This is a genomic window from Lacticaseibacillus sp. 53-4, from assembly GCF_016861805.1.
Taxonomy (GTDB): domain Bacteria; phylum Bacillota; class Bacilli; order Lactobacillales; family Lactobacillaceae; genus Lacticaseibacillus.
In genome coordinates, this window is sequence record NZ_BOLT01000003.1 from 122,813 (window position 1) to 148,293 (window position 25,481).

A 25,481-nucleotide genomic window follows, 5' to 3' on the forward strand; every position below is an offset into this window, starting at 1 on the left:
CGCGCCCCGCCAGGAGTTGGTGGCGGTTTGAACCCAGCTGACCGTTTCGGGGCAAGCGCGCCTTGAGTGCCCACAACCCGGGTGCAAATGCTTGTATCCCAAAAAGGCACCCGACTACAATGCAGTCGGAACCTAACTCACTTCGCCAGAGTCGAATCGTCTGCGTGAGGAGAAGATAATGTGTTAAATCCAAATGATCTGAGAGTCCGCAAAACTCGGCGGGCCATTACGACCGCCTTTTATGCACTGCTGTGCGAGGAGTCCTTCGGCGCCACCACCGTGTGCCAACTGGCCAGCCGCGCGGAAATTGGGCAAACGACCTTTGACAATCACTATCAGGACAAGTTTGCGCTGGCCAGCGCGCTGATTCAGGCCACCACCACCCAGCTGACGGCCCTGTTTTTGGGGCAGTGTCATCTGCCCGCAATGGTTGCCCCTGATGGTGAGGACCCAGCGCTGCTCTGCCACGCGCGGCTGCTGAGCAAAATCGACACGGTGGAGGTCAGCTTCACGCGGGTGGCGATCCAGCACATCGCCGCCCTTTATCAGCGTGACCTCAACCGCCGCGGCGTCAAACTGGCTCATCTGCCGGCAATCGCGCAGCACCTGGCTATTTTGACGTACAGTTTCATCACAGCGCTCATCAACCAGCCTGACAGTCAGGCCGTGCCAACCTTAGCCTGCCAGCTCGCCGAGTTCGACCAAGTCCTCACCGGCCTGGGCATTGTGGGCGCGACCGCCAGTGTACCAGTGCAGCACCAAACAAGCACCACTCACTTTTAGCCGACACCAAAAAGGCAGTGCGACCAACTGGTCAGCACTGCCACATTTTTCCAATTTAAAAACCAATCACCCCACGTTCAGAATCCACATAAACCCGATGAAGACGAAGAACAGGCCGTACATGATTGGGGATACTTCCTTGCCGCGGCGGGCCGCCAGCATTGTAATCGGGTACATGATGAAGCCCAGCGCAATGCCGTCGGAAATGCTGTAGGTCAGCGGCATGCCGATCAGAATCAGAAACGACGGAATGGCGATTTCCAGCTGCGACCAGTTGATATTGCGTAGCGACTGCGCCATCAGCACACCGACGATGATCAGCGCCGGCGCGGTGACTTGGTCGGTCACGACCGAGAGCAGGGGCGAAAAGATCATCCCAACCAGGAACATCACGCCGGTCGTGATGGCGGTAATCCCAGTACGGCCGCCGACCGCGATGCCGGCTGAGGATTCAACATAGGCCCCAACCGGGCTGGTCCCGAGCACCGAGCCGACCAGCATGGCGGTAGAATCTGAGGCCAGCGCCTTGCCGACCCGCGGCATTTTATTATCCTTCATGAAGCCCGCCTGGTTGGCCAGCCCGACCAGGGTGCCGGCGGTATCAAAGAACGTGACCAGCAGGAAAGTCAGAACCACGACCGCCAGCTGGAGCGTGTTGATGTCGCCGATGTGCATCACCGCCACGCCGAATGTCGGTTTCAGGCTCGGCGCCGTCGCAATCAGTGCGGTCGGGGCCTTGATCTGGCCGGTGACCAAGCCCAGCAGCGTGGTCAGCACCATGCCGATGAAAATCGCCCCAGGCACTTTGCGCACCATCAGGATGGCGGTCACGACCAAGCCGAAAATCGTCAGCCACACCAGCGGGTTCTCAAGCGACCCTAGACCCACAATGGTGGACTTGTTAGCGGTGATCAGCTTCCCGTTGCTCAGGCCCAGAAAGGCGATAAACAACCCGATGCCACCGGAGATTGCGTACTTCAGGTCGGCGGGAATCGCATCGATGATCATTTCCCGCAGCTTGAAGATCGTGATCAAAATAAAAATCAGACTGGCGACGAACACGCCGGCCAGCGCCGTCTGCCACGGAATTTTCATGCCGATGACGACTGAATAAGCGAAGAAGGCGTTGATGCCCAAAGCCGGCGCGGTCGCGATCGGGTAGCGGGCCAGCGCCCCCATGAGGATACAGCCCAGCGCACTGGCCAAGGCGGTCGCCGTGAAGACGGCGCCTTTATCCATGCCGGCCGCACCGAGCACGGACGGATTGACGAACAGAATGTAGGCCATTGAGATGAATGTGGTGAACCCGGCCAAAATTTCACGCCGGACTGTACTACCTAATTCCGCGACTTCAAAGTAATCCAGGAGCTTTTGTTTCATGAATGATTGCCTGCTTTCTGAAATTTTCAAATCAGCACGGAATCAATCATAGAATATTCGGCTAAAATTGTAAACAGAACAATTTTTCTTATTTAACGTTCGTGTTTTACACGATTTTAGACAAAAAGAGAAGCCGGCCTTCGCCGACTTCTCTCTCTTGTTCGGGTTTACTAGTCTTTTGCGGCGTCCTCGTTGACCCGCGAGATCAGCACGTTGTTAGTTGAACCCGCCTGATATAAGGGTAAACCGACCACAATGACGATCACGTCACCTGCAGCCACCACCCCTTCTTTGATCAGGCGCTGCTCCGCCTGGGCAATCAGGTCTTCATAGGCGTCGCCCTTCGGCAGCACCATCGGGGTCACACCCCATGACAGTAGCAGCTGCGACGCCGTGCGCTCCGTGTAAGTCAGCGCAATAATTGGCGCTGCTGGCTTCAGGCGGCTGATCTGCCGGGCGGTGTAGCCGCTGGAGGTCAGCGTGATGATGGCCTTAGCGGACACGCGCTCGGCGGCGGTGACCGCAGCAATCGCCGTCGTGGTGGTGATGGAGCCGCTTTGCTTCAGCTCATTTAGCACTGGGCTGTGCAGCGGCCGCATTTTATCAGCGCGCTCGTCGATCACGGCCATGGTGTGCACGGATTCGACTGGATAGTCGCCATTAGCGGACTCGCCTGACAGCATCGTCGCGTCGGTGCCTTGCAGCACGGCAAACGCCACGTCAGTCACTTCGGCGCGGGTCGGCCGCGGGTTCTCCTGCATCGAGTCCAGCATCTGCGTCGCGGTGATGACCGGTTTCCCAATCAGATTGGCCTTGTGGATCAGCTCCTGTTCAACGGCAGGCACTTCTTCGTAAGGGATCTCGACGCCCATGTCGCCACGCGCAACCATGACGCCATCGGCGAGCCGGATGATCTCGTCGGCGTTGTTGATGCCCTCCTGCGATTCGATCTTAGGGATGATCAGCACGTCCTGGCCGCCGACTTCTTCAAGCAGGTCGCGCAGGTCCTGCACGTCGCTTGGCTTGCGGACAAAGCTGGCCGCAATGAAGTGAATGCCCTGCTCGACGCCAAACTTGATGTCGTCGCGGTCCTTGTCGGTCAGCCCCTTCAGCTTCAGGGATACCCCAGGCGCATTGACGCCTTTCTTGCTGCCAAGCTCCGCTGGGTTTTGCACGCCCAGTGTCAGTTCGCGCTTTTTGGCGTCTTTGGACAAAATGGTCGTGCCCAGCAGGCCGTCATCAAACAGGATCTGGCCGCCGACTTCCACGTCGTCAAACAGCCCGGCGTAGGTCACGTCAATGCGGTCCTTGACGTTTTGGATGCCCGTGTTCATCGTCAGGATGATCTTGTCGCCGGTGTCGTAGTGGAACACGGCATCGTCAACGTTTTCGCCGGTGCGGATCTCCGCGCCCTTGGTATCGAGCATCAGCCCAACCTTGATACCAGTTTCCTTCATCGCTTGCTTGACCAGGTTCATCCGGCCCAGCTGCTCGGGATGATCACCATGGGAGAAGTTGAAACGGAACACGTTTGCCCCCGCGTGGATCAAGGCGACGATGGTCTCTAAGTCATTAGATGCCGGCCCCAGAGTCGACACGATCTTTGTCTTGCGCATGTTTGTCCTCCATACTTTTGATTGCCCTGCTAATTTGACTACGTGAATGCAGTCACAAGTTCATTTTAGAAGAATCCGGGCGATTATACAAACGCTTTCTTTTTGGTGATCACGATCATGTTGGCCAGTCCGCGGTTAGCAAAGCAGAACCAGTCTGAGTGCTTTAAAATCGCATAAGGTTCGTGGCTTGAACAATATTTACTTTCGCATTTTGAACCGGGATTTTTAGTGCTCAAAATAGCCGGGCGTTCTTTTGAAAAGGGCAGTCTGTGTGCCGTTATTCCGCGTAGCGGCAGCACGTGTTCGATTGCTTCCCGACCTGCTCACACTGACAATACTCGTTCTTGAAAACGTAATCATTTCTATTAAAAAATCTGCCAGGTATTTTATTCTTCCAAATTTAGAAAAGAATTTTTTCAAAATACGGAATATTTATCAAACTGAATCATGCTATATTTGAAACAACCAAGCAGGCAAAAAGTTGGCTTGGGTGGCCATCGTTTGGGTAAGCGATCGGTCCGGGTTGACGCGCTAAGCAGATATTATTCAAGGAGGGGCAATTATGAAAAAGACACAGTTGATGACAAGTTTGACCGCACTGGCACTTATTGGTGCTGCGGCACTGACTCCGGTGGACGTTTTCGCCGCGGATGATGGATCATCAATCACCGCAACGACGAGCGCTGAATTCGAAGTCACCGCCGGTGGACCCACTGAGGATGGTGGGCATACTGGGACGCCAGGGAGCAAGAATGAGAATCTTTGGCTGGTCAAGGCGCCGGATTTGCACTTTGAAGACGCGACGATCGCCAAAATCATTGCTGGAACCGACTTAGCCTACGTGGATGGGACGGTCCAAAACCCAACCGGAGATACCGCGGAGAATAACACCCTACTGAAGGTCTCCGACCTGCGCGGGACCGGCGACGGCTGGGTCCTCACCGCCAGCATCGACCAGCCAACTTTGGTGTCTGATGACACGCAGAAACTGGACGGTATCTTGAGTCTGGCCCTGGGCGATGTCGACAAGTCCAACACCGCCACGCCAGACCCGGTGGTGGCTGACCTGAATACGGACGGCACGGCAGCAATGGTTTGGACCGCCGCAAAGGATTTGGGTCAAGGCGATAATCAGGCCAGCGTCGATGGTGCCACCAAGTTCCACATCAACGCTAAGCCAGACGTCAAAAAAGGGGTGTACGACGCGACCATCACCTGGACGCTGACCAGCACCCCGCAGCCTTAACGCCAAGGTTCGCCAAATGAGTTTGAAAAGCTGTTAGCCCTTGGCTCTTTGGGCTTGCCACAACGATCGAGGGCCGGCCCCTGCGATCGTTTTTTCGTGAGAAAGGATTCAGCCATGACGCGCGTAAAGATTCGCCTCAGCCTCATTATTGCTAGCTGGCTCGCCTTGCTGGGCCTAGCCGGACAGCCGGTTCATGCCGCCAGCGGCACCAACAATGGCGCCCAGTACACCGTGAGCCCGGTGATTCCGAACAACCAGCGCACCTCCGTCTCCAGTTATTTCGACTTGATCGTGAAGCCTGGCCAAAAACAGGATCTAACGGTGGCCGTCACTAACCAGTCCAGTGCGCCGCGCACGCTGCACCTGTCTTTGACAACCGCGTTCACTCAGCACAATGGCGTGATTGGCTACACCCCGGGCGGGCCGCGAGATGGCTCCGCTGAATACCGGTTGGCCGAGCTGGGACAGCCCTCCCAAACCATCGTGTTGGCCCCTGGCCAAACGCGCAACGCCACCGTCACCCTCACCATCCCGGCTAAAGGCTTCAAGGGTGTGCTTCTCGGCGGGCTGTACATCGTCGACAAGCAAAAATCGGCCGGCGGCGAGACGGACGGCATTAAGTTGAAGAACCAGTTTGCCACCGTGATCGGCGTCCAGTTGCAAACCAGCCCCGGCGCCGTCAACTACGTCAAGCACGACCTGAAATTGACGGGCGTCGGCGCCGGCGTGCAAAGCAACCAGCCTGGGGTGCTCGCCACCATTCAAAATCCCACGCCGAGCTTCTGGGGCAAAATGCACTTCATGGCCAAAGTCTACCGGCGCAACACCAAAACCGTCGTGATGCAAAATAGCCACACGAACTACGCCGTCGCGCCGAACTCGCATTTTGATTACGGCATCCTGCAGAAAAACGCGCTGGAACCCGGGGATTACACCTTAGACCTGAAGATTGAAAGCCCCAATGGCAACTGGCACTGGCGCCGCAATTTTTCGATTCTGACGGCCCAGGCGGACAAGATCAACCGCCAGCTGCAACTGAAGCGGCCGTTCATCATGCCGTGGTGGGGCTGGCTGCTGATCGGTCTGGGCCTGGCCACACTGGTGTGGGTGATCATCTTCTTCAGTCGCCGGCGCCGCAGTGCCAACCAAACAAAGGAGGCGTGACGCATGAAACGCTGGCAAAAATTGCTCATCATTAGCAGCGGCGTGTTCGGCGGGTTGCTCACCGCGGGGCCGGCCAGGCCGGCTGCCGCCGCGGCCGGCACGACCACCGCTGAGTTCACCGTGCTCGCATCCCCGCACCACATTCAACCGGCCGCCCCTGACCAGCCACTGCCAGCTCACCAGCCAATCGACCCGTTACCGGGGACGCAGCGCAACCACACCGTCCGCTATCGCCTGCCGGATACCGATGGCGACCAAGGCCGGCGCCGCCTACCGGAAACCGGTGAGGCCAAGCCGTGGTCGCTCACGCTGATCGGGATGATCATGCTGCTGGGCGTGGCCCGCACCACCCGGCCGAAAAAGGAGGTGGGGATTGATGCACCGGACATTCTTTAAGCGTTCTGTGGCGTTTGCTGCCATGATCGCCGGCCTCACGATCGCCGCCGGCCTGACTGTCACCCCCACCGTTCAGGCCGCCAGCTGGCTTTCTGACCCCGAAATTAACATACCAGAGCCGATTGACCCAGGTACGGGTCAAAAACTGTACGTGCCGTTCAACCAAGTGCTGGGGACCGTTGGTAAAAATACAGAATCACCCAAGGTGTTGACTGGCCTTGATGGAACTAACGTTGCCGCCCTAGTCACCAAGGACAAAGTGCCGCACCAATCTGGCGCGATTTGGAGCATCGATCCGATTTCTCTGACGCAGCCTTTTTCAAGTAAAATGCACATCTACTTTGGAACCAACACTGAGCCCGCCGACGGGATGGCCTTTGCCTTAACCGGTGGCGCCCGGCCCACTCGGCCCTACGATGACGGCGCCGGTCTGGGGGTCTGGCAGCTCAACACAGGCAGTACTCCTGGCGCACTGCCGAGAAGTTTCGCGATTGTCTTTGACCCCTACAAAAACGCCGACTGGCTCGACAAAAATGTCACTTATCCCGCTGATAGTAAGAAACAGTATGTCGGCTGGGGCTTTCCGGGGCAAACGGACTATCAGTACACTAGGTATGCGGTCGGCGAAAACCTGGGACTGGTGTGGGGCAGCGCCAGCAGCACGTCCGGCCTAGACAGTTTGGACAACAAGGCCACACACAAAGGACTGGGCGGCTACCAAGCGCTGGCAGCCGGCCAGCAGTTCAATGATGGCAAGTGGCACACCGTCACCATAGACTGGAAACCCGACGCCGCGACGGATGGCGGCGGCACCATCAAGTTTGAAGTTGAGCTGACGGATGGGACTTTTCTAAAAAAGCAGTTGACCTGGACCAAGGCGCAATCCCAAGCCATTTTTGGCGGGACCAACGTCTACTGGGGCTTCACTGGGTCAACTGGCGAGAATTTTGAAGATGCCATTGTCACTTTTGAAACCATTCCCGGGCTCGTCTCGGCAGGCGCCCAGACAGCGATCAAGGCGCCAAATGATGAGCCAGCGCCAAGCGCCGTGTACCGCGGCACTCGGCTCAAGCAAGTCTATACCGTGACCTACAACGGCGATCAAAGTAAGCAAGACTGGCCGGTGCAAGACGCCAATAACGGCCAGAACCTGGCCTTCCAGATGAAGACCGATAACCACTACGGCTTTGTCGTCGATAGCACCGGCAAGGTCCCAGTGACCCTCACGGCGCTTGGCCATGCCTACCCACGCGACGGCCTCCCGGTGGGCCCCTTGGCCTCTGTCCGCGATCGCAACGGCCACGTATTTCAGGTGGTGCATCAGATTACCGTGGCGGGACTCTCCGCCTTCCAGAAAAGGAATCACGGCCAGACCTACACCGTGTCCGCCCCGATCATGGCAGCGACCACCACTGCCCCCGGTGCCATCTTGACCGGCCAAGACGCCGGAGCCATCATCGGCAACAACGCACATATCAGCGCCACCGTCGATGTCCCCGCGGTCATCGAGCCACCACTCTCGCTGAGCGTCCCGGCGCGTTTCAACTTCGGCAACCTCAGCGTGGCTCAATTTGTGACGGGCTTCACCGTGCCAGGCCGGGTGACCGACGACCAAGGGATCGAATACGCCGGCGGCATTGCCGCGCAGATCCCCAGCGATGCGAAAAGCAGCTTGACCGCCCAAATGACCACTAGCTTCCCCCTGGGCAGCGGCTATCACCCGGAGAAGACGGTCATCAGCTTCAACTACAACAACCAGACCATCAAGCTCCAAGACGGCGCGCCTGAGCCGACCACGTTGTTCCAAAACGCAACGGTCGCTCCGCCGGCTTCGATCAACAACTTACGGCTGACCATGGGCAAATACCCCGCGGTTAAAAAAGGGCATTATGACGCCACCATTACCTGGACGTTGACCGTGGCCCCACCGGATGCTTAATCGCAACTCACAGCGGCCGCCGCGTGCGGTCGCTTTTTTAGTGGTTGAGCCGGTGAACTTGACAACATAATTATCGTTCCGGTAAGATTTAGGTAATCAATACTAGACATTCGGTTGGGCGCAGCGCTCAAGTTTGCTTTCTCGGGGAGGAAAGTCGCTTGGACGCCGTGCCCTTTTGTCTTTTAAGGAGGAAGAAAATGAACCCCCACAACGAACACAAAGCAGATGTCCTTAATCGCCTGCACACCAACCGCAGCACCGGCCTAACTCAACAGGAGGCCGACCGGCGGTTGAGCGAGTACGGCGAAAACGCCTTGGCTCAGGCCAAGCAGACCCCGGCCTGGAAGCAGTTCCTGCTCAGCCTGAAGGAGCCGCTGGTCATCATCCTGTTCATTGCCGTCGGGCTTGCATGGGCCAGCGCCGGCTACGATTTTTTCGTGCGCGATGACCCGGCCCACGGCATGGCCGCCGTGTACGAAAGCATCGCGATCCTCCTACTGATTTTCATTAATGCCGGCCTGTCATTTTGGCAGGCCAAAAGTGCGCAGAAGTCGCTGGACGCCTTGAAGGTCATGGCCGACCACCACGCCAAGGTCCTGCGCGACTCGGAGTGGGAAACCGTGCCGGCCAGCCAGCTAGTCCCTGGCGACATTGTCAGCGTCAAAACCGGCGATTTCATTGAAGCCGATGTCCGCTGGCTCCATGTGGCCGAGCTGCAAACCAACGAGGCCCACCTGACTGGGGAAGCCGAGCCGGTCCAGAAGCAGACCCACGCCCTCGCCGGCGACGCCCAAGTCGGCGACCGCTCCAATATGGGCTTCTCCGGGGCAACAGTCACCCACGGCAACGGCCTGGGCGTCGTCGTGGCCACCGGGATGCAGTCCGAGCTGGGGAAAATTGCGACCCTGCTCAACCAGGTCGAAACCAAGAAAACCCCAATCGAGCGCACCATTGCTGCCCTGTCCAAAAAGCTGATGATCGTCGCGATCATCATTGTCGCCTTGACCCTGATCCTCGAAATGGTCAAGGCTGTGCAGCAAACCGGCATCCTGTCCTTTGAGGTCCTTGCCGAATCCCTGTCAACCGCCATCGCCTTAGCGGTGGCCGCCATTCCCGATGCCTTGCCGGCCGTGCGGTCAATCGTGCTGACGATCGGTGCGACCATGCTGGCAAAGAACAACGGCCTGATCAAGTCGCTGAACTCAGTCGAGACCCTCGGCGCTACCAGCTACATTGCCTCTGACAAAACCGGCACGCTGACGCGCAACCAGATGACTGTCACGCGCTTTTACGCCAACGGAGCCAGTTACGTGGTCGAGGGCGATGGCTACGAACCCGTCGGCGAGATTCTGCCCGATGAGGAAGACAACACCCCAGGCTTCACCCGCTTCATGCTGGCTAGCGTCCTGAACAACGACGCCGCGATCCAGGCGGACGAGGACGGCCGCTCACAGCCCTACGGCAACCCCACCGACGTGGCCTTGATTGTCATGGGGCACAAGGCCGGCGTCGACCGCGACACCGTCCTCAACAAGGACCAGGCCCTGGACATCGACATCATCCGCGAGCTGCCATTTGATTCCGAACGCAAAATGATGAGCGTGGTGATCAACGACGGCGGCCAGTACCAGGTGCTGACCAAGGGCGCACCGGACGTGCTGCTGGCGAAAACCGACCTGATCGAGGACCACAACCAGCTGGTCTCGATCGAAGAAGGCCGCGCCGCCGTCGAGGCCCAGGTCAACCGCTTCGCCGAACAGGCTCTGCGCACCCTGGCCGTCGCGGTGCGCGACATTGACGAGGACCTCGCCATGCACGGCACCACCGAGCAGCTCGAGCAGCACCTGACGCTGCTGGGCATCGCCGGCATCATCGACCCGCCGCGTCCAGAAGTGCGGCAAAGCGTGCGCGAGCTGCATCAGGCCGGCATCAATGTCGTGATGATCACCGGCGACCACGCGGTGACCGCCCGCGCCATCGCGCTGAAACTTGGCATTGTGACCGACCCGAACGCCCGCGTCATCGAGGGCAAGCAGCTGGCCGCCATGGACGACGACACCCTGTTCCGCCTGGCGCCGGACATCCGCGTGTATGCGCGCGTTTCTCCTGAGCACAAGCAGCGCATCGTGCATGCCTTGCAGCGCCAAGGCGAAACCGTGGCGATGACCGGCGACGGCATCAACGACGCACCGGCCCTGCGCGCGGCCGACATCGGCATCGCCATGGGCATCAACGGCACCGAGGTGACCAAAGACGCCGCCGACCTGATCCTGCTGGACGACCAGTTCACCACCATTGAAAACAGCGTCCGCGCCGGCCGCACCATTTTTGCCAATATCAAAAATTTCATGCGCCACGAGCTGACCACCAACGTCGCCGAGGTCCTCGCCCTGCTATTTGGGGTGCTGCTGATGACCCAGCCGATTGGCCAGGTCGCCGCCACCACACCGACACTGACCGCTCTGATGGTACTGTGGGTGAACATGGTCTCCGACGCCTTGCCGAGCTTTGCACTGGGCTACGACGTCCCAGAAGCCGACCTCATGAAGCGCCCACCGCGCAACGTCAAGCAGTCGATCTTGTCCGGCATGCTGGGCCGCATCTTCCTGCGCGGCACCGTGATGGGCGGCCTGGTCTATGTCGCCTTTATCTGGGGGGCAGCGAGCGGGATGCCGGCCGCCCAGGCGCAGACCCTGGCCTTCTTGACCCTCGTGTTCGGCCAGCTGTGGCACGTGTTCGACGCCCGCAGCACCCGCACCTTATTCCGCCGCAACCCCTTCAATAACCCGCGCCTGCTGATGGCGGTGGCCTTCGCCGCCAGCGCGTCCCTGCTGGTGACCCTGATGCCGTTCTTCAACGAGGTCATGGGCACGGCGCCATTGACCACTGAGCTCTACGCGGCGGTAATCTTCCTCCCGGCGGTCCCAACCTTTGTCTTGTCCGGCTTGAAGGAACTCTACTGGGCGCTGCGGCCAGGAAAAGGTGGCAAATCCCAGTCCGCTTCACCTAACGAAATCCCAGAGGCCGATTGAAGGCCCAACGGGGAGCAGAGGGAGGATGGTCGGAGGCGGGATCGGCTCAGCAGTGAAGAAATTGTTGGCGACTTGTCGCCTACAATTTGCCCCGACTGAGAGACTCGCTTGCGAGGCTCGAAGCGGTGGCCACTGCTCTAGCTTCGCGTCGCCAGTCGAATCCCGCCGGAGACCATCCTCCGCCCCTGCCCCCAGTTTCGCCGTTGTATTTTCCAGGTAGAATGCCTACAATCGGGGTAACAATAGTGAGGTGAAAACTGTGGATGTTTATCACGCCATCAAAATGCTCCAGATTGAGCACCAACCGCTGAACCACTCGCAAGTCGTGATCATTGACGGCAACGGCAAGCCGCAATCGCAGCTGAGCGACCTGCTTTTCGACTGCATGAGCAAGATTGACCTCTTCACCGACCTCAGTACCACCGACACCTCGAGCGACGTGATCGACGACCTGCACCTGCAAACGCCCCTGCCTAACGATGTGCTGGACGAGTACCAGAAGATCCTCGACCAGCCGATTTCCGGCATCAACATCGCGTCGCACAAGAACCTGGTCGAGCTGGTTTACGAACCGCTCGTCTGAAGTTGCCACTAAGCCCAGCCGCGCCAGCGGTTGGGCTTTTTTGCGCCATTCAAACCAAAAAAGGCCGCCGGCACGATCCGTGTCAGTGGCCCAGTTAAAACTAGTTGTTGCTGAGATCTTCGCCATTGGTGGCGATGACTTTTTTGTACCAGTAGAACGAATCCTTCGGCGTGCGATTCAGCGTGCCGTTGCCCTGGTCGTCGCGGTCGACATAGACAAAGCCGTACCGCTTTTTCATCTCGCCGGTACCGGCGGAGACCAGGTCGATGCAGCCCCACATCGTGTAGCCCATCAAATCGACCCCATCGAGCGTCACGGCGTCGCGCATGGCGGCAATGTTCTGCTGCAGGTACTCGATGCGGTAGCTGTCGTGGATCTTCCCATCGGCGGTGAGCTCATCGGCCCAGCCAATGCCGTTTTCAACGACCCACAGCGGCTTGTGATAGCGATCGTACAGGTTGTTCAGCGCAATGCGCAGCACCTGCGGGTCGGTTGCCCAGCCCCAGGCGTTCGTCTTCAGGTACGGATTCTTGACACCCATCATAAAGTTGCCGGCGTCGCTGCCCTCGGTCTTGTGTGTGGTAACGGTGTTGGAGCCGTAACAGGAGAAACTGAGAAAATCGGCCGGGTAATGCGCCAGCAACTCGTAATCTTCTGGGGTGTCATCCAGCTTAATGCCGTCGCGGGCGTACTTCTTCAGGCGGTAAGCCGGATAGTGGCCACCAGTTTGCACATCAGAGAAGAAGTAGGTGTCCTGCATGTCGACCTGCGCCTTGAGCTGATCGTTCGGGTCAGCGGTCAACGCATACAGCGGACTGTAGGCCAGCATCTGGCCGATTTTGACATCCGGATCGATCTTGTGGGCCACCCGCACCGTCAGGGCACTGGCGACAAACTGGTTATGTGCGCCCTGCGCCCTGGTCTGCTCGGTGGCGTTGATGATGCCGCCGCCGATATAGCCGCTCATGTCGATCATGTTGATCTCGTTGAAGGTCAAATAGTAGTGGACCTTGCCCTTATAGCGCTCGATGACGGTCGTGGCGTACTTCACGAAGAAGTCGATCAGCTTTCGGCTCGCCCAGCCGTTGTACTTAATCGCAAGGTGCAGCGGCGTCTCGTAGTGCGACAGCGTCACCAGCGGCTCGATGTCATGCTTTTTGCATTCATCAAAGACGTGATCGTAAAAGGCCAGGCCGGCCTCATTAGGCTCTTTGTCATCCCCGTTCGGGAAAATCCGCGCCCAGTTGATGCTGAGGCGGAACACCTTAAAGCCCATTTCGCTCATCAGCTTAATGTCTTCCTGATAATGGTGATAAAAGTCCGTCGCCACGTGGCTCGGGTAATATTCCCCGGGTAATACTGCCGGCTCGGTGCCTTCTGGGACCTGCTGGCCATCCTGGCCAAACTGCATCGCGGTGGCGCCGGTTTCGCCGGTCACCGGGTTCTTCCAGGTGACCCGGCGCGGCTTGTCGTAAGCCCCAGCAGTCATCACATCAGCGGTGCTCAGGCCTTTGCCACCATCGCGGTAGCCGCCTTCGTACTGGTTGGCGGCAGTAGCGCCGCCCCACAAAAAGTGATCATCAAATGCCAAGTTAAAAACTCCTTTCTGGCTCACCGCTGGTCACCAAAGGCTGCCAGCGGACATGATCAGTGTAACCCAGAAATCGTGAAAACGATGCCACTTTTTTATTCAAGACCCGCCACGGCGACTTGATGTGCTACGCTTGTCACTAGAAAGAAGGCACAAACCATGGCTAAACCTGACCGCACCACTGCGCCTGACTGGGTGCTCATCCTGCTGCTTGCGGTGGGCTACCTCATTCCTCAGCTGGGCTTGCAGTGGCTGCACCGAATCGGCTGGCTCGCCTTGATCTTCCCTCCGGTCGGCGCGCTCTGTTTGTCCCTTGCCCTGAAGCGCGACCTACAGCCAGTCTACAAGCGCCTGATTCCCTGGGGCTTCGTCCTCGCCGCTGGGACCCTGGTCGCCATGCTGTTCGCCGCGTAATTTTTAAAAAGGAGCTTTACCATGAAAATCAAACCAATTACCCCAAACCAGTTTGACGCCAGCCTTGACGTCATCAAACAGGCCTTTGCCGGCGCTGCCCACACCGATGGCCACGAAGCCGAGCTGGTCGCCAAGCTGCGCAAAAGTCCCACCTACGATCCCGACTACGATGTCATTGCCACCAGCGACGACGGTGCCGTGATCGGCAGTGCCTTGCTGTCCCAGGCCAAAATCATCAGCGACGCGCAAACTTGGCCGGTGTTTGTCCTGGCCCCGCTGGCCGTGTTGCCTGCCTACCAGCACCAAAGCGTGGGCAGCAACCTCATCAAATACCTGGAAATGCAGGCCGGCGAAGACGAGCGCATGGCCATCAGCATCCTTGGCGACCCCAAATTTTACGGCCGCTTCGGTTACCTGCCGGCTAGTCAGTATGACATTACCGGTCCCTTCACAGGCGCCGAATTCATGATCAAGCCGATCCGCGAAGGCGGCCTGGACAACGTGTCCGGCCGGCTTGAATACGACCCGGCGTTTGGGCTTTAAAGCGCAACGGCTTGGTTTGACCTGCCCTCCCGTTTCACGTGAAACAGCCTGAATTTTAGCCAAGGCCCATGGCAATGCTGCCATGGGTCTTTTGCTAACCAGCGCTAGGCTGCTTTTCCGGACAGCCACAGGCCCACCAGCGTTAGTGCGGCCCCCAGCATGATCAGCGGTGTGAGCGGCTCGTGCAGGAGCCACACGGAAAAGCCCAACGTGATCACGGGTACTAGGTACATGTAAACACTGGTCCGCACCGTCCCCAGCCGCTTCACCGCGAAGCTCCAGGTCACAAAGCACAGGGCACAGGCGCCGATGCCCAGAAACAGGAAGTTGCTCAGATTGACCGGCTGCACCAGCTCATGCCAATCCAGCTTGAAGCCAAACAGCCACGTCAGCGGCAGCATAAACAAGATTCCATAGAAAAACGTGTGGCGGGTGGCCTGAATCAAATTCACATCCAGCGTCCCAATTTTGGCCGTCAGGAGCGAATAAACGGCCCAGACCAGCGCGGCCAGAACGGCCAGTGCGTCCCCCAGCCAATGACCGGCCATCGCGGCTTCACTGTGGTCGCTGACCAGAATCACGCCGCTCATCGCCACCACAAATCCAATGTAAAACCAGCGGTTAGGGCACTTGGCGTGCAGAAAGAGGACCGTCAGCAGCGCCATGAAAAACGGGGAGATCGTGACGATGATGCCCACGTTGCTGGCGGTGGTTTGGGTCAGCGCTAAGTTTTCTAGCAGGTAGTATAAGGTAATGCCGCTGAGCCCGGCAAAAATAAACAGCCATTCCTGCTTTGGCCGCGCCAGTCTCACGCGGCCGGGCCGCATCATGAGCAGCGTCAAATAACCAATCACAAACCGCGTGAGCAAGATCTCGAGCGGGCCAAAATGCCGCAGCAGCACCTTGGTCGCGATATAAGTCGTCCCCCACAGCAGAATCGTGAACAGCGCTGCCAAATGGCCGGCCCGTGTTTGTTCTTTTCGCAAATGGTCCTCCTACCTTAAACACTTATTAGGTCAACATTATAAGCTTACCCTGGCAATGTACTCAACCCGCGGTGCTGGCGGACTTGGCCCATCGGCATGTGACACTGCTGAACCCCAAAACGTCCAAGGTATCGTTTTCGCCCAGCCATGGGTATAATGAGAGTATTAAACAACCGAATTATCAAGGAGGAATCTCGTGAAAGTAAGAAAAGCAGTTATCCCGGCAGCCGGGCTCGGCACCCGCTTCCTACCCGCCACCAAGGCGCTGGCCAAGGAAATGCTTCCGATCGTCGACAAGCCGACGATCCAGTTTATCGTTGAAGAGGCCAAGGCTAGTGGGATCACCGACATTTTGATCGTTGAAGGCAAGAACAAGCGCAGTATTGAGGACCATTTTGACTCCAATCCCGAGCTTGAACAGAACCTTCAGGAAAAAGGCAAGACGGCGATGCTGAACCTGGTCCGCTCGACCACCGACATGGGCGTTAACCTCTTCTACGTGCGTCAGACCCACCCCAAGGGCTTGGGCGATGCGGTGCGCCTGGCGAAGTCTTTCGTCAACGACGAGCCGTTTGTGGTCATGCTGGGCGATGACCTCATGATGGACAAGGTGCCGCTCACCCAGCAGCTGATCAACGAGTACGAGCGCACCCACGCCTCGATCCTCGCCGTCAAGCGCGTCCCTCACCAGGAGGTGTCGGCCTACGGGGTCATCGACCCTGAGGCCGAAGTGTCTGAGGGCCTGTACAACGTCCGCAAGTTCGTTGAAAAGCCATCTGTTGACGATGCACCAAGTGACTTGGCCATCATCGGCCGCTACCTGCTGACGCCGGAGATTTTTAGCATTCTGGAGCACCAGAAGCCGGGTAAAAGCAACGAAGTCCAGCTGACCGACGCCATTGATACACTGAACCAGACGCAGCGCGTGTTTGCGCACGAGTTCAAGGGCAAGCGCTACGACGTCGGCAATAAATTCGGCTTCGTGGAAACCAGCGTTGAATACGGCCTCACCCACCCGGAAATCAAGGATGAGCTGCACGACTACATTCTCAGGCTCGCCGACCGCATCAAAAAAGAGGACGCGGCCAAAGCTAAGCAAAGCAAGTAAACAGACAAAGTCAAAAAGAGCTCCGACGGTCAAATTGGCCAATCGGAGCTCCTTTGCGTCATCGACGCATTGATATGGGATTACTTGTAATAGCCAGCGTAATAGTAGTACCCCGAGCCGGTTGGCTGAGGCACCCGGTTCATGACGACACCGATGATGTTGGCATTGACCTTCTGCAGGAGCACCTTTGCGTCCAGCACGGCCGCCTTCTGGGCGATCCCGTAAGGCACCACGAGAATCGTGGCATCGGCGTGAGACGCAACGATCTGCGCATCTGTGACACTCATCAGAGGCGGCGTGTCCAAGATGATCCGGTCATAGCGCGTGCGCAATTCGTTGAGCAGCGCGATCATCTGGTCGGAGCCAAGCAGCTCTGAGGGATTCGGCGGTGTGGGCCCAGAGGTCATCACGGCCAAGTCGTCGATGTTGGTCGCCTTGCAGTACAGTGGCAGCAGGCCGGCCAGGTCATTGGACTCGTCCGTCAGCAGTGTCACCAAGCCGCTGGTGTTCTGCAGGCCAAACGTGGCGTTGACCGTTGGCCGGCGCATATCGAGATCCACCAGAATCGTTTTTAACCCCTGCGCCGCAAAAGTCACGGCCAAGTTAGCACTGACGGTGGACTTCCCTTCCGCCGGCGCGTCTGAAGTGACGGCAATCGACTTGATGGCCCCACCAGCCTTAGAGAAGGAAATATTGGTCCGCAGGGTCCGGTATTCCTCACTCACGCGGCCAGTCGGGTCGTAATCGGTGACGAGTGCAACCCCTTGGCGGACACTTTGGTTGGCGAGCAGCTTCTTGCTTTTATGATTATACCATGCCATGTGCGTGCCCTCCTATCGGCGAGACCGGCCAGTCGGCCGCAGTCCCTTGGTGCCCAGCTTGATGTTGTGCTCATCGACCTCGGTGATCGTCCCGAGCAGCGGCAGATCCAGGGTGTCCGTGATGAACGCCGGGTCCTTGACCGTGCGATCGGTCAACTCACGCAGGAAAGCGAAGAGAATGCCGACCACGAGCCCAGCCAGCAGCCCAATCAAAATGTTCAGCTTCTTGCGTGGACTCACCGCGTTCTTGTTCAACGTCCCACGGGAGATGATCGTCACGTTCTTGGCGTTGGTCATGATCGAGGTGATCTTGCTTCGGAAGACCTCAGCTGTTTCATTGACGATTGCCCGCGCCGTGTAAGGATCATCCGCCTTGGCGGTGACACTCATGACCTGCGAATTCGTGTTGTTCGAGACAGTGATCTCATTGGCCAGTTCGCCAGTGCTGCCAACGACCACACCTTTCTTCTGCAGGTTCTCGCGCACCGGACTCAACACCACGTCCTTAGTGATGATGTCCTTGTATGTGTTGATCATCTGCAGGTCGGTTTGCAGGTCATTGTACTGGCCCGCGGCGGTAGTCTGCTTGCGGTTGACCAGCACCATTGCGGTGGATTCGTACTTCGGCTGCATCACCAGGAAAGTGACCGCCGCGGCAAGCACGCCGCCGGCACAGGTCGCGACAATAATTGCGATGATGTGCTTCCGCAGAATGGCAAAAATCTGGCCTAAACTAATTACTTCGTCGTCCATTGAATTCTCCTAAACATTTGGGATCCAGCTACAACACAAACGCCACCTTCGGGGAAAACGCCCAACGGTGACGCCAGGATTAATTCACCTGATCTGCGCCTTGCACCGTGTACTTGACGCTGCTGTTGCCAGCATGCCAGTCAAAGTGCGGGTTCAAGGCATTCTGTTTCGTTTCCTCATTATTGAGGGTGGCCGTTGGCAAGTCAAGGCTGTTGTTGAGCAAGTCCGAGACTCGCTGCAATTCCTTAGTCGACGCAATCTGATAGGAAGACCCGTTCAGATACGCGCCGACGCCTTGCAGATGGTCCTGTTTGACCGTCTGCCCCGCATCACGATACTTGCTGTACAAGGCCACCATGTCATCAAACTGAAGATTCGTCCGGAAATTGTTTTGGACCTGACTCATCAGCTCTTGGAACTTCGTCAGCGTCTTCAAAGACGGCGCTGCCTTGATGATGCCGGTGATGACCTGCCGTTCCCGGTCCTGCCGGCCGTAGTCGCCCTTGGGATCGTTGTACCGCATCCGAATGTAGGCCAAGGCTTCCTTGCCGTGCATCTCAGTGGCCTTGCCCTTGGTGAAGGTATAGCCCGTATTGGAGAAACTCAGGGCCGGCGTCACCGTCACGCCACCCAGGGCGTTGACGATCTTCTCCAGGCCGCCCATGTTGACGACCGCGTAGTAATTCACCGGCACGCCGATCAGCGCTGTGGTCGAGTTGACCGCCATATCCGCGCCGCCGATGCTGTAAGCCGCGTTGATCTTCTGGATATTGACCCCATCATCGCCGATCATTTGGGCCATCGTGTCCCGGGGAATACTGACCATGGTGGTCGTCTTCTTCGCCGGATTCAAGGTGGCGAGGATCATCGTGTCTGATCGCCCATTGGTTTCCGTCCGGCCCAAGGCCCCGGTATCTGTCCCCATGAGAAGAATGCTGATGGGCTTGTTCTTGTTTAAGGCCGAAGCAGATTGTTTCTGGTTGTGTAGCGGAATGTAGGTGTGATTCGCCGTAGAATGCAATGTGTGGTAGACGTAATAGGCGCCTCCTGCCGCGATGATCAATAGCGCCGCCACCACACCGGCCACCCACCGCCAGACGTGAAACTGACGATGGTGCCGGTGATGATGGTGATGCCGATGCGCCGGCCGCTGTGGAATCACTTGTGCTTTATTCTCATCCATACTTTAACTCCCTCAGTTACTTGTACAGCTTACTGATTACTTGAGCGACTGCATGGGCAATTTCAACATTGCCGCGGTCATTCGGCCAGTCGCCTCGAGGCGTGCCCGCCCAGGACTTGGTACTGACAGTAGCGTGTGTCTGGCTTGCGGCCTCAATCGCCGAAATATCAACGACCGTTGACCCTGTCGCCTTCCCAACGGCGAGCACCGCGCGCTGATAAGCTACCTGCTGCCGCCACGGCGTGATCAAGATAACCTTGACCCGCGGCAACTTCGCCTTCAGTTGACTTACCGCCTTCGTTAGATTCGCCTGATAGAGACTGGCGGAGCTACCGGCAGCAGTTTGTTCATTGTTCCCGTACTGAAGCGAGACAACATCTGGCTTGCCCTCAGCCACCTGATCAATGCTCGGTAACCCGCGCGTGCCGATGGTGGCACCTGCCTGCCATGACTCAATCATCGTGACGGTAAATCCTTGCGACTGCCGCAAGTCAGCGGCCACCAGATATGGGTAAGCACCCTTCTCGGTCGCCGTGTAGTGCCCCGCTGCGATGTCGTCACCCATCGCAGCGTAAGTCACTGTCTTGGCCAACTTCGTCTTCGCCTTCACAGAATGATTTGAGGCCTTGACCTTTGCGGAAGATGTGCGATTGCGCCCAATGCGGCTAAAGCCAGCGGATTGTGCGTCAAGCTCAGTTTGTTCACGCTGGTTGCCAATTATCGCCAGCCCGGCAATCATGATCACCGAAATGACGATGATCATGAACCCCCCGATAGTTTTTCGCATACACTCTACTCCCACTAATATTCGTCATTTTACTATACCACTAATAACGTCGTCTGAAGACAGTTGAAACATTTGAAAGCGATTTCTATCCAAAATATCCAACTGCGGAAATAAGTGGCTCCAAATGACATTATCTACGGGTGATTAGAAAAAAACATTCTCTGCGAGCGATTAATAATGCTACTTTCTTAAAATCATGTTAAGATACTTGTTGTGTTCTGTGCAACCGCCAATGCCGTCGTAGACAGAACAGAGTTTGGGGGAAACGTTAACGCATGGAAAATTATCTAGGAAAGAAGCCCCGTGCTGCTGAGCAAACCGCGCCAGATGCAACCGCGCTTGCTAGCCAGCATGGCTACATGGCCGTCAAGCGGACCATGGATGTGGTCGGCAGCGTGCTTGGCCTTGTTTTGTTATCGCCACTTTTTTTAATCTTGGCCATTCTCATCAAGCTAGATGACCCGGCCGGCCCCGTTTTCTTCTCCCAATTCCGAATCGGAAAAGACGGCCAACGCTTTCGGATGTACAAGTTCCGGTCGATGTGCGTCGGCGCAGAGTCCAAGCTCGCTAAACTCACTGAACAAAACGAGATCGCCGGCGCCATGTTCAAGATGAAAGACGATCCTCGTATCACGCGCATCGGCCGCTTCATTCGTAAGACGAGCCTTGACGAACTGCCGCAGCTGTACAATGTGCTGCGCGGCGACATGAGCTTGGTTGGGCCACGGCCGTGCCTGCCCCGTGAATACGCCGCTTACACGGCGTATGATAAACAGCGACTCCTGGTCGCCCCGGGCTGCACCGGTCTATGGCAGGTGTCAGGGCGCAACGGGTTGAGCTTTGATCAGATGGTTGACCTCGACTTGGAATACATCAGTCACCGCAGCATTCTCAACGACATCATTATTTTATTTAAAACGGTTAAAGTTATTATCGTTCCTAATCAGGCCTATTAACCTCAATCGGCCGCGCCGCTTCATCAGGAAGCGGCCTTTTTTCTTGCCGTCAATCATAGACCCCGTTCAGTCAAACTGGTACTTTATGAGAAGGAGCATCATAGCGGAGGGTATCATGACAAACAATCACATTCTTGAAGTGCCACATGCGATCAATCTGCGCACCTTTGCTGGCTATCGGGCCAAGGACGGCCGCACCATCAAGCCAAACAAACTACTACGCTCTGGCGCGCTGGACCAGCTGACCCAAGCAGACGCCCAGCAACTGGCAGATGACTACGGCGTGGAAGAGGTCATTGACCTGCGAACTGATGATGAGGTCAGACGCCATCCCGATATCTTGCCGCCAGAGGCGCGCTACTACCAACTGCCGGTCATGCCTTTCAGCGACCATGCGAGCTTCTCACAGCGGCTCAAACGGCACTTCGCCAAGCCTGAAGACCCGGTAGTGCACACGTACAAGAAAATGCTCACGGACTCGCACGCCAAGTCGGCCTACCAAGACATGTTCAGCCTGCTCTTGAACAATCCTGATGATAATCAATCCGTCCTCATTCATTGTACCGCGGGCAAAGATCGTACCGGGGTCGCAGCCATGCTCATCGAAGCCGCTTTGGGTATCCCTGAAGAAACGATGCAGGCCGATTATCTTTCATCAAATGTTGGCTTAAAAGCCTCAGGAATTATAGCCCCAGAGACCCGTTCCACTCATGGCAATCAGGTCGAAAGCATGGGCGCCTTGCCAGCAAAAAAAGTCAATATACAGGCCGTGTTCGAGCTTATCGCCAGAGAATATAACTCATGGGCTAACTATTTAGAGACTCAACTCGAGCTTTCTTCGACAGACTTAACTACTCTTCAGAAAATCTACCTTGGATGAAGTTACGCAAACGGCCCTCGGAATGTAGGGTCAACGAGATACACTCCGAGGGCCGTTCTCCACGCTGTGCTAGTACCAGACTATGCGTCAATGACCTTCATAAAGTCAGCAAGTGCCTCTTGCCAAGTCTGCATCTTAAATCCAGTGGCCTCGGTCTTGCTCAGATCTAGGATCGAATGCCGTGGCCGCCAAGCTTTCTGCGGATACTCAGCACTCGTGACCGGCACAACCTCAGTATCCGTGTCCTTGAGAATTGCCTTGGCAAATTCATACCAATTGCAACTGTTCTCGTTCGACAAGTGATAAATCCCGTACTCCAGGTCGTGATCAACGGCAAACAACATGAACTCCGCAAGGGTCTTAGTCCATGACGGCCGCCCAAACTGATCATTGACCACTGTCAATTTGTCATGGGTTTTGGCCAAGTTCAGCATCGTGTAGACAAAGTTGTGGCCGTATTCACCGAACACCCAAGAGGTCCGAATGATGTAATACTTCTTAGCGTACTTTTGAACGGCCTGCTCGCCTTCGTACTTGGTTCGGCCGTATTCATTGCGTGGAGCGGGCTTGTGATCGACGGTGTACAACTCATTACTATCGCCATCAAAAACATAATCCGTGCTGATGTATATCAGAGTTGCATCATTGGCGCCGGCAGCCTTAGCCATGTTCTCAGTGCCCTTGGCATTGACCAGCTCATCGATTGCCTTACCTTCGTCCTCTGCCTTATCAACCGCCGTGTATGCAGCGCAATGATACACAATATCGGGCTTGTAATCGGCAAAATACGCATTCACCGCTGTGGCATCAGTAATGTCCAATTCCTTGGTATCGGTCGCGCGGTATGCAATCCCGCGGCCGTCCAACATATGCCGTAATTCAGTACCCAACTGGCCATTAGCGCCCGTAATTAAAATCTTCTTCATTAAGATTCATCTCCGTGTTTTCACACAAAAACGAAGCGACTTGCGCTTCGTCTTGTTATTTTTGTTATTGCCCTTGCTTCGCATACTTGGCTTCGACCGCAGCCTTTTCTGCTTGCCACCAATCTTCATGCTCAGTGTACCAATCAATGATGTGCTTCAAACCCGACTCAAAGTCCGTAAACTGCGGCTCCCAGCCAAGCTCAGTGCGCAACTTAGTAGAATCAATGGCGTAGCGCAGGTCGTGACCGGGACGATCTTTAACTTGCTCGTAATCGTCTGGCGACTTGCCCATCAGTTTAAGAATCAGCTCCAGGACCGTCTTATTGTCCTTTTCACCATTAGCCCCAATCAGATAAGTCTCACCAATCTTGCCCTTTGTCAAAATTGTCCAGATTGCCCGCGAATGATCTTCAGTGTGGATCCAATCCCGGACATTTTTACCTGTACCGTAGAGCTTCGGTGTAATCCCACTCAAAATATTTGTAATCTGACGCGGGATGAATTTTTCAATATGCTGATACGGCCCGTAGTTGTTCGAGCAGTTCGATATGGTCGCACGAACTTTGAAGGAACGAGTCCACCCGTGAACGAGCATGTCCGACGCGGCTTTAGTGGATGAATACGGGCTGGAAGGATTGTACCGACTCTGAGTCGTGAACTTCTCGCCTTTACCCTCACCATGGCCAGGCAGGTCGTCCCGAAGCGGCAGATCGCCATAGACCTCATCGGTCGAAACGTGGTGGAAGCGAATGTCATACTTACGTGCGGCTTCCAGCAGCGTGTAGGTGCCAACCACATTAGAATGCAGGAACGGACTTGGGTCGATCAGCGAATTGTCGTTGTGACTTTCGGCGGCGAAATGAACGCAGGTATCGACCTGGCTCATCAGCTTGTCGACCAGCGGCGCATCGCAAATGTCACCAACGACCAGCTGGACCCGGTCGCCCAGCAGATCTTGGATGCTGGCCTTGTTTCCGGCATACGTCAGCTTATCCAGAACAGTAATCTGCACATCCGGGTGATTATTGTACACATAACGAACAAAGTTTGAGCCGATGAAACCGGCCCCGCCTGTTACCATGAGTTTCATGATTAAATCTCCCCGTATACGAAGTTGTTCTCGGCATCCTTGAGCTGTGGGTGTTTCGTGTCCTTTTCAGACATGATCAGATGCGTGGTCGGCATCGGCCATTGAATGCCAATATCGGGATCGTCAAACACGATCCCTCGGTCGGCATCAGGCGCGTAAACGCCTTCGACCTTATAGCAGAAGTTGACATTTGGCGTCAACGTAATAAAGCCATGGGCAAAGCCCTTCGGCACAAACAGCTGGCGGTGGTTAAACTCGGAAAGAATGTAGCCTTCCCACTGCCCATATGTCGGTGACCCCTTACGAATATCCACGAGCACGTCTTCAACGACCCCTGTCACCACACGTACCAGCTTGGTTTGCGCATATGGCGCCATTTGATAATGCATCCCTCGCAAAACCCCTGGCTCCGCCGACAGACTCTGGTTGTCTTGGTTGAAATCTGTGGTGATCCCAGCTTTCACAAACTTATCCCGGGTCCAAGTTTCCGTAAAGAACCCACGATTATCACAGAATACGTCGGTTTCAACAATTTTGACGTCTTTCAACTTTGTAGGAATCACTTTTAAACTCATTTGTTGTTCTCCTCCTGCTTGACTAGCTGCAACAAGTACTGGCCGTACTCGGTCTTTTTCAGTGGCTGAGCAAGCTTCTCGACCTGTGCGATGGTGATGTAACCCATTCGATAAGCAATCTCTTCCAAGTTAGAAATCTGCAAGTTTTGACGGTGCTGAATCGACGCAATAAACGCGGAGGCTGTTTGCAAAGACTCGTGCGTCCCGGTATCGAGCCAAGCAAAGCCACGACCCATTAACTCAACATCAAGCTCGCCCCGGCGCAGATATTCCTGATTAACATCAGTGATTTCCAGCTCGCCGCGTGCAGAAGGCTTAATGTGCTTGGCAATCTCCACAACATCGTTATCGTAGAAGTAAAGTCCCGTGACCGCGTAGTTAGACGCCGGATGAGTTGGCTTTTCAACGATGGACTTGGCATGCATGTTCTCGTCAAAGTCAACCACCCCGAACCGCTCTGGATCGTTCACATGATAGCCGAAGACGGTCGCCCCTTTCGGCTTGGCAGCAGCTCGCTGAAGCATCTTCGACAAACCACCGCCATAAAAAACATTATCTCCCAGAATTAAGCAAACAGAGTCATCACCGATAAAGTCAGCTGCAAGAATGAAAGCTTCAGCCAGACCATTTGGATGTTCCTGAACTTTATAGCTAGTGGATACTGAATATTTGTAAGTGCCTTGTTTTCATGGGAACCGTTCCGTTACTGTCGTATAATGAATGCAGAGG

General features: G+C 56.3%; 23 protein-coding genes and 1 pseudogene. 12 read left to right on the top strand and 12 right to left on the bottom strand.

Features of this window, described 5'->3' with window-relative positions:
* The first annotated feature begins 180 nt into the window (after positions 1 to 180).
* Positions 181 to 783, top strand: coding sequence for a TetR/AcrR family transcriptional regulator (locus JUF21_RS02390; protein WP_203662927.1), 603 nt, complete (start codon positions 181 to 183; stop codon positions 781 to 783).
* A 66-nt stretch (positions 784 to 849) separates the two neighbouring features.
* Here JUF21_RS02390 and JUF21_RS02395 read toward each other — a convergent pair whose 3' ends face one another.
* Together JUF21_RS02395 and pyk are read right to left on the bottom strand one after the other, a co-directional pair.
* Positions 850 to 2,163 carry an NCS2 family permease gene (locus JUF21_RS02395; protein ID WP_203623715.1) on the bottom strand — a complete coding sequence of 438 codons (1,314 nt, stop codon included), beginning with the start codon at positions 2,161 to 2,163 and terminating at the stop codon, positions 850 to 852.
* 170 nt (positions 2,164 to 2,333) lie between these two features.
* The gene (pyk, locus tag JUF21_RS02400) at positions 2,334 to 3,779 is read right to left on the bottom strand and encodes a pyruvate kinase (RefSeq protein ID WP_125756421.1); all 1,446 of its coding nucleotides are present in this window, start codon (positions 3,777 to 3,779) and stop codon (positions 2,334 to 2,336) included.
* Between the two features lie 562 nt (positions 3,780 to 4,341).
* Between pyk and JUF21_RS02405 the strand changes: the two genes are divergently transcribed.
* The 6 genes from JUF21_RS02405 to JUF21_RS02430 all read left to right on the top strand — a co-directional run bounded on the left by JUF21_RS02405 (position 4,342) and on the right by JUF21_RS02430 (position 12,139).
* Positions 4,342 to 5,025 carry a WxL domain-containing protein gene (locus JUF21_RS02405; RefSeq protein WP_203662929.1) on the top strand — a complete coding sequence of 228 codons (684 nt, stop codon included), beginning with the start codon at positions 4,342 to 4,344 and terminating at the stop codon, positions 5,023 to 5,025.
* Between the two features lie 114 nt (positions 5,026 to 5,139).
* Positions 5,140 to 6,189 (top strand): DUF916 and DUF3324 domain-containing protein, encoded by a 1,050-nt coding sequence (locus tag JUF21_RS02410; protein ID WP_203623712.1) that lies wholly within the window; start codon positions 5,140 to 5,142, stop codon positions 6,187 to 6,189.
* 3 nt (positions 6,190 to 6,192) lie between these two features.
* Positions 6,193 to 6,585 carry an LPXTG cell wall anchor domain-containing protein gene (locus JUF21_RS02415; RefSeq protein ID WP_203623711.1) on the top strand — a complete coding sequence of 131 codons (393 nt, stop codon included), beginning with the start codon at positions 6,193 to 6,195 and terminating at the stop codon, positions 6,583 to 6,585.
* Positions 6,566 to 8,524: a hypothetical protein gene (locus tag JUF21_RS02420; RefSeq protein WP_203662931.1), complete on the top strand. Its 1,959-nt coding sequence runs from the start codon at positions 6,566 to 6,568 to the stop codon at positions 8,522 to 8,524. The genes JUF21_RS02415 and JUF21_RS02420 overlap by 20 nt, the downstream gene beginning before the upstream one ends.
* Positions 8,525 to 8,721: 197 nt before the next feature.
* On the top strand, positions 8,722 to 11,556 hold the full coding sequence (locus JUF21_RS02425) for a cation-transporting P-type ATPase (protein WP_203623709.1): 2,835 nt from the start codon (positions 8,722 to 8,724) through the stop codon (positions 11,554 to 11,556).
* Between the two features lie 283 nt (positions 11,557 to 11,839).
* Positions 11,840 to 12,139: a hypothetical protein gene (locus JUF21_RS02430; RefSeq protein ID WP_374706432.1), complete on the top strand. Its 300-nt coding sequence runs from the start codon at positions 11,840 to 11,842 to the stop codon at positions 12,137 to 12,139.
* 100 nt (positions 12,140 to 12,239) lie between these two features.
* On the opposite strand, the gene JUF21_RS02435 is transcribed toward JUF21_RS02430, so the two are convergent.
* Positions 12,240 to 13,730, bottom strand: coding sequence for a glycoside hydrolase family 1 protein (locus tag JUF21_RS02435; RefSeq protein ID WP_203623707.1), 1,491 nt, complete (start codon positions 13,728 to 13,730; stop codon positions 12,240 to 12,242).
* A gap of 159 nt (positions 13,731 to 13,889) precedes the next feature.
* Between JUF21_RS02435 and JUF21_RS02440 the strand changes: the two genes are divergently transcribed.
* Positions 13,890 to 14,144, top strand: a complete 255-nt coding sequence (locus JUF21_RS02440; RefSeq protein ID WP_203623706.1) for a hypothetical protein — start codon at positions 13,890 to 13,892, stop codon at positions 14,142 to 14,144.
* Positions 14,145 to 14,165: 21 nt separating this feature from the next.
* Positions 14,166 to 14,687 (top strand): GNAT family N-acetyltransferase, encoded by a 522-nt coding sequence (locus tag JUF21_RS02445; protein WP_203623705.1) that lies wholly within the window; start codon positions 14,166 to 14,168, stop codon positions 14,685 to 14,687.
* 104 nt (positions 14,688 to 14,791) lie between these two features.
* On the opposite strand, the gene JUF21_RS02450 is transcribed toward JUF21_RS02445, so the two are convergent.
* Complete coding sequence (locus JUF21_RS02450) at positions 14,792 to 15,673, bottom strand: DMT family transporter (RefSeq protein WP_203662933.1); 882 nt, start codon at positions 15,671 to 15,673, stop codon at positions 14,792 to 14,794.
* Positions 15,674 to 15,869: 196 nt separating this feature from the next.
* Here JUF21_RS02450 and galU point away from each other — a divergent pair, with 196 nt between their 5' ends.
* Positions 15,870 to 16,781, top strand: coding sequence for a UTP--glucose-1-phosphate uridylyltransferase GalU (gene galU / locus JUF21_RS02455; RefSeq protein WP_203623703.1), 912 nt, complete (start codon positions 15,870 to 15,872; stop codon positions 16,779 to 16,781).
* Between the two features lie 80 nt (positions 16,782 to 16,861).
* On the opposite strand, the gene JUF21_RS02460 is transcribed toward galU, so the two are convergent.
* The 4 genes from JUF21_RS02460 to JUF21_RS02475 form a co-directional block, all read right to left on the bottom strand.
* A complete protein-coding gene (locus JUF21_RS02460; RefSeq protein ID WP_203623702.1) occupies positions 16,862 to 17,602 on the bottom strand; it encodes a CpsD/CapB family tyrosine-protein kinase in 741 nt (246 codons plus the stop codon).
* Between the two features lie 12 nt (positions 17,603 to 17,614).
* Complete coding sequence (locus JUF21_RS02465; protein WP_203623701.1) at positions 17,615 to 18,355, bottom strand: YveK family protein; 741 nt, start codon at positions 18,353 to 18,355, stop codon at positions 17,615 to 17,617.
* Between the two features lie 79 nt (positions 18,356 to 18,434).
* The gene (locus JUF21_RS02470) at positions 18,435 to 19,538 is read right to left on the bottom strand and encodes an LCP family protein (RefSeq protein ID WP_203623700.1); all 1,104 of its coding nucleotides are present in this window, start codon (positions 19,536 to 19,538) and stop codon (positions 18,435 to 18,437) included.
* Between the two features lie 16 nt (positions 19,539 to 19,554).
* A complete protein-coding gene (locus tag JUF21_RS02475; protein WP_203623699.1) occupies positions 19,555 to 20,325 on the bottom strand; it encodes an SGNH/GDSL hydrolase family protein in 771 nt (256 codons plus the stop codon).
* Positions 20,326 to 20,600: 275 nt separating this feature from the next.
* Here JUF21_RS02475 and JUF21_RS02480 point away from each other — a divergent pair, with 275 nt between their 5' ends.
* Together JUF21_RS02480 and JUF21_RS02485 are read left to right on the top strand one after the other, a co-directional pair.
* The gene (locus JUF21_RS02480; protein WP_374706429.1) at positions 20,601 to 21,281 is read left to right on the top strand and encodes a sugar transferase; all 681 of its coding nucleotides are present in this window, start codon (positions 20,601 to 20,603) and stop codon (positions 21,279 to 21,281) included.
* A 115-nt stretch (positions 21,282 to 21,396) separates the two neighbouring features.
* Positions 21,397 to 22,161 (top strand): tyrosine-protein phosphatase, encoded by a 765-nt coding sequence (locus JUF21_RS02485; protein WP_203662935.1) that lies wholly within the window; start codon positions 21,397 to 21,399, stop codon positions 22,159 to 22,161.
* 80 nt (positions 22,162 to 22,241) lie between these two features.
* On the opposite strand, the gene rfbD is transcribed toward JUF21_RS02485, so the two are convergent.
* From rfbD to JUF21_RS02505, 4 genes and pseudogenes are all read right to left on the bottom strand, one after another.
* Positions 22,242 to 23,087, bottom strand: coding sequence for a dTDP-4-dehydrorhamnose reductase (rfbD, locus tag JUF21_RS02490; protein ID WP_203623697.1), 846 nt, complete (start codon positions 23,085 to 23,087; stop codon positions 22,242 to 22,244).
* Between the two features lie 64 nt (positions 23,088 to 23,151).
* Positions 23,152 to 24,177, bottom strand: coding sequence for a dTDP-glucose 4,6-dehydratase (gene rfbB, locus JUF21_RS02495; RefSeq protein WP_203662937.1), 1,026 nt, complete (start codon positions 24,175 to 24,177; stop codon positions 23,152 to 23,154).
* Between the two features lie 2 nt (positions 24,178 to 24,179).
* Positions 24,180 to 24,752, bottom strand: a complete 573-nt coding sequence (gene rfbC / locus JUF21_RS02500) for a dTDP-4-dehydrorhamnose 3,5-epimerase (RefSeq protein WP_203623695.1) — start codon at positions 24,750 to 24,752, stop codon at positions 24,180 to 24,182.
* Positions 24,749 to 25,417: pseudogene (locus JUF21_RS02505) on the bottom strand (sugar nucleotidyltransferase); the annotation flags it as partial. The gene rfbC and the pseudogene JUF21_RS02505, both read right to left, overlap by 4 nt.
* Positions 25,418 to 25,481 lie beyond the last annotated feature (64 nt).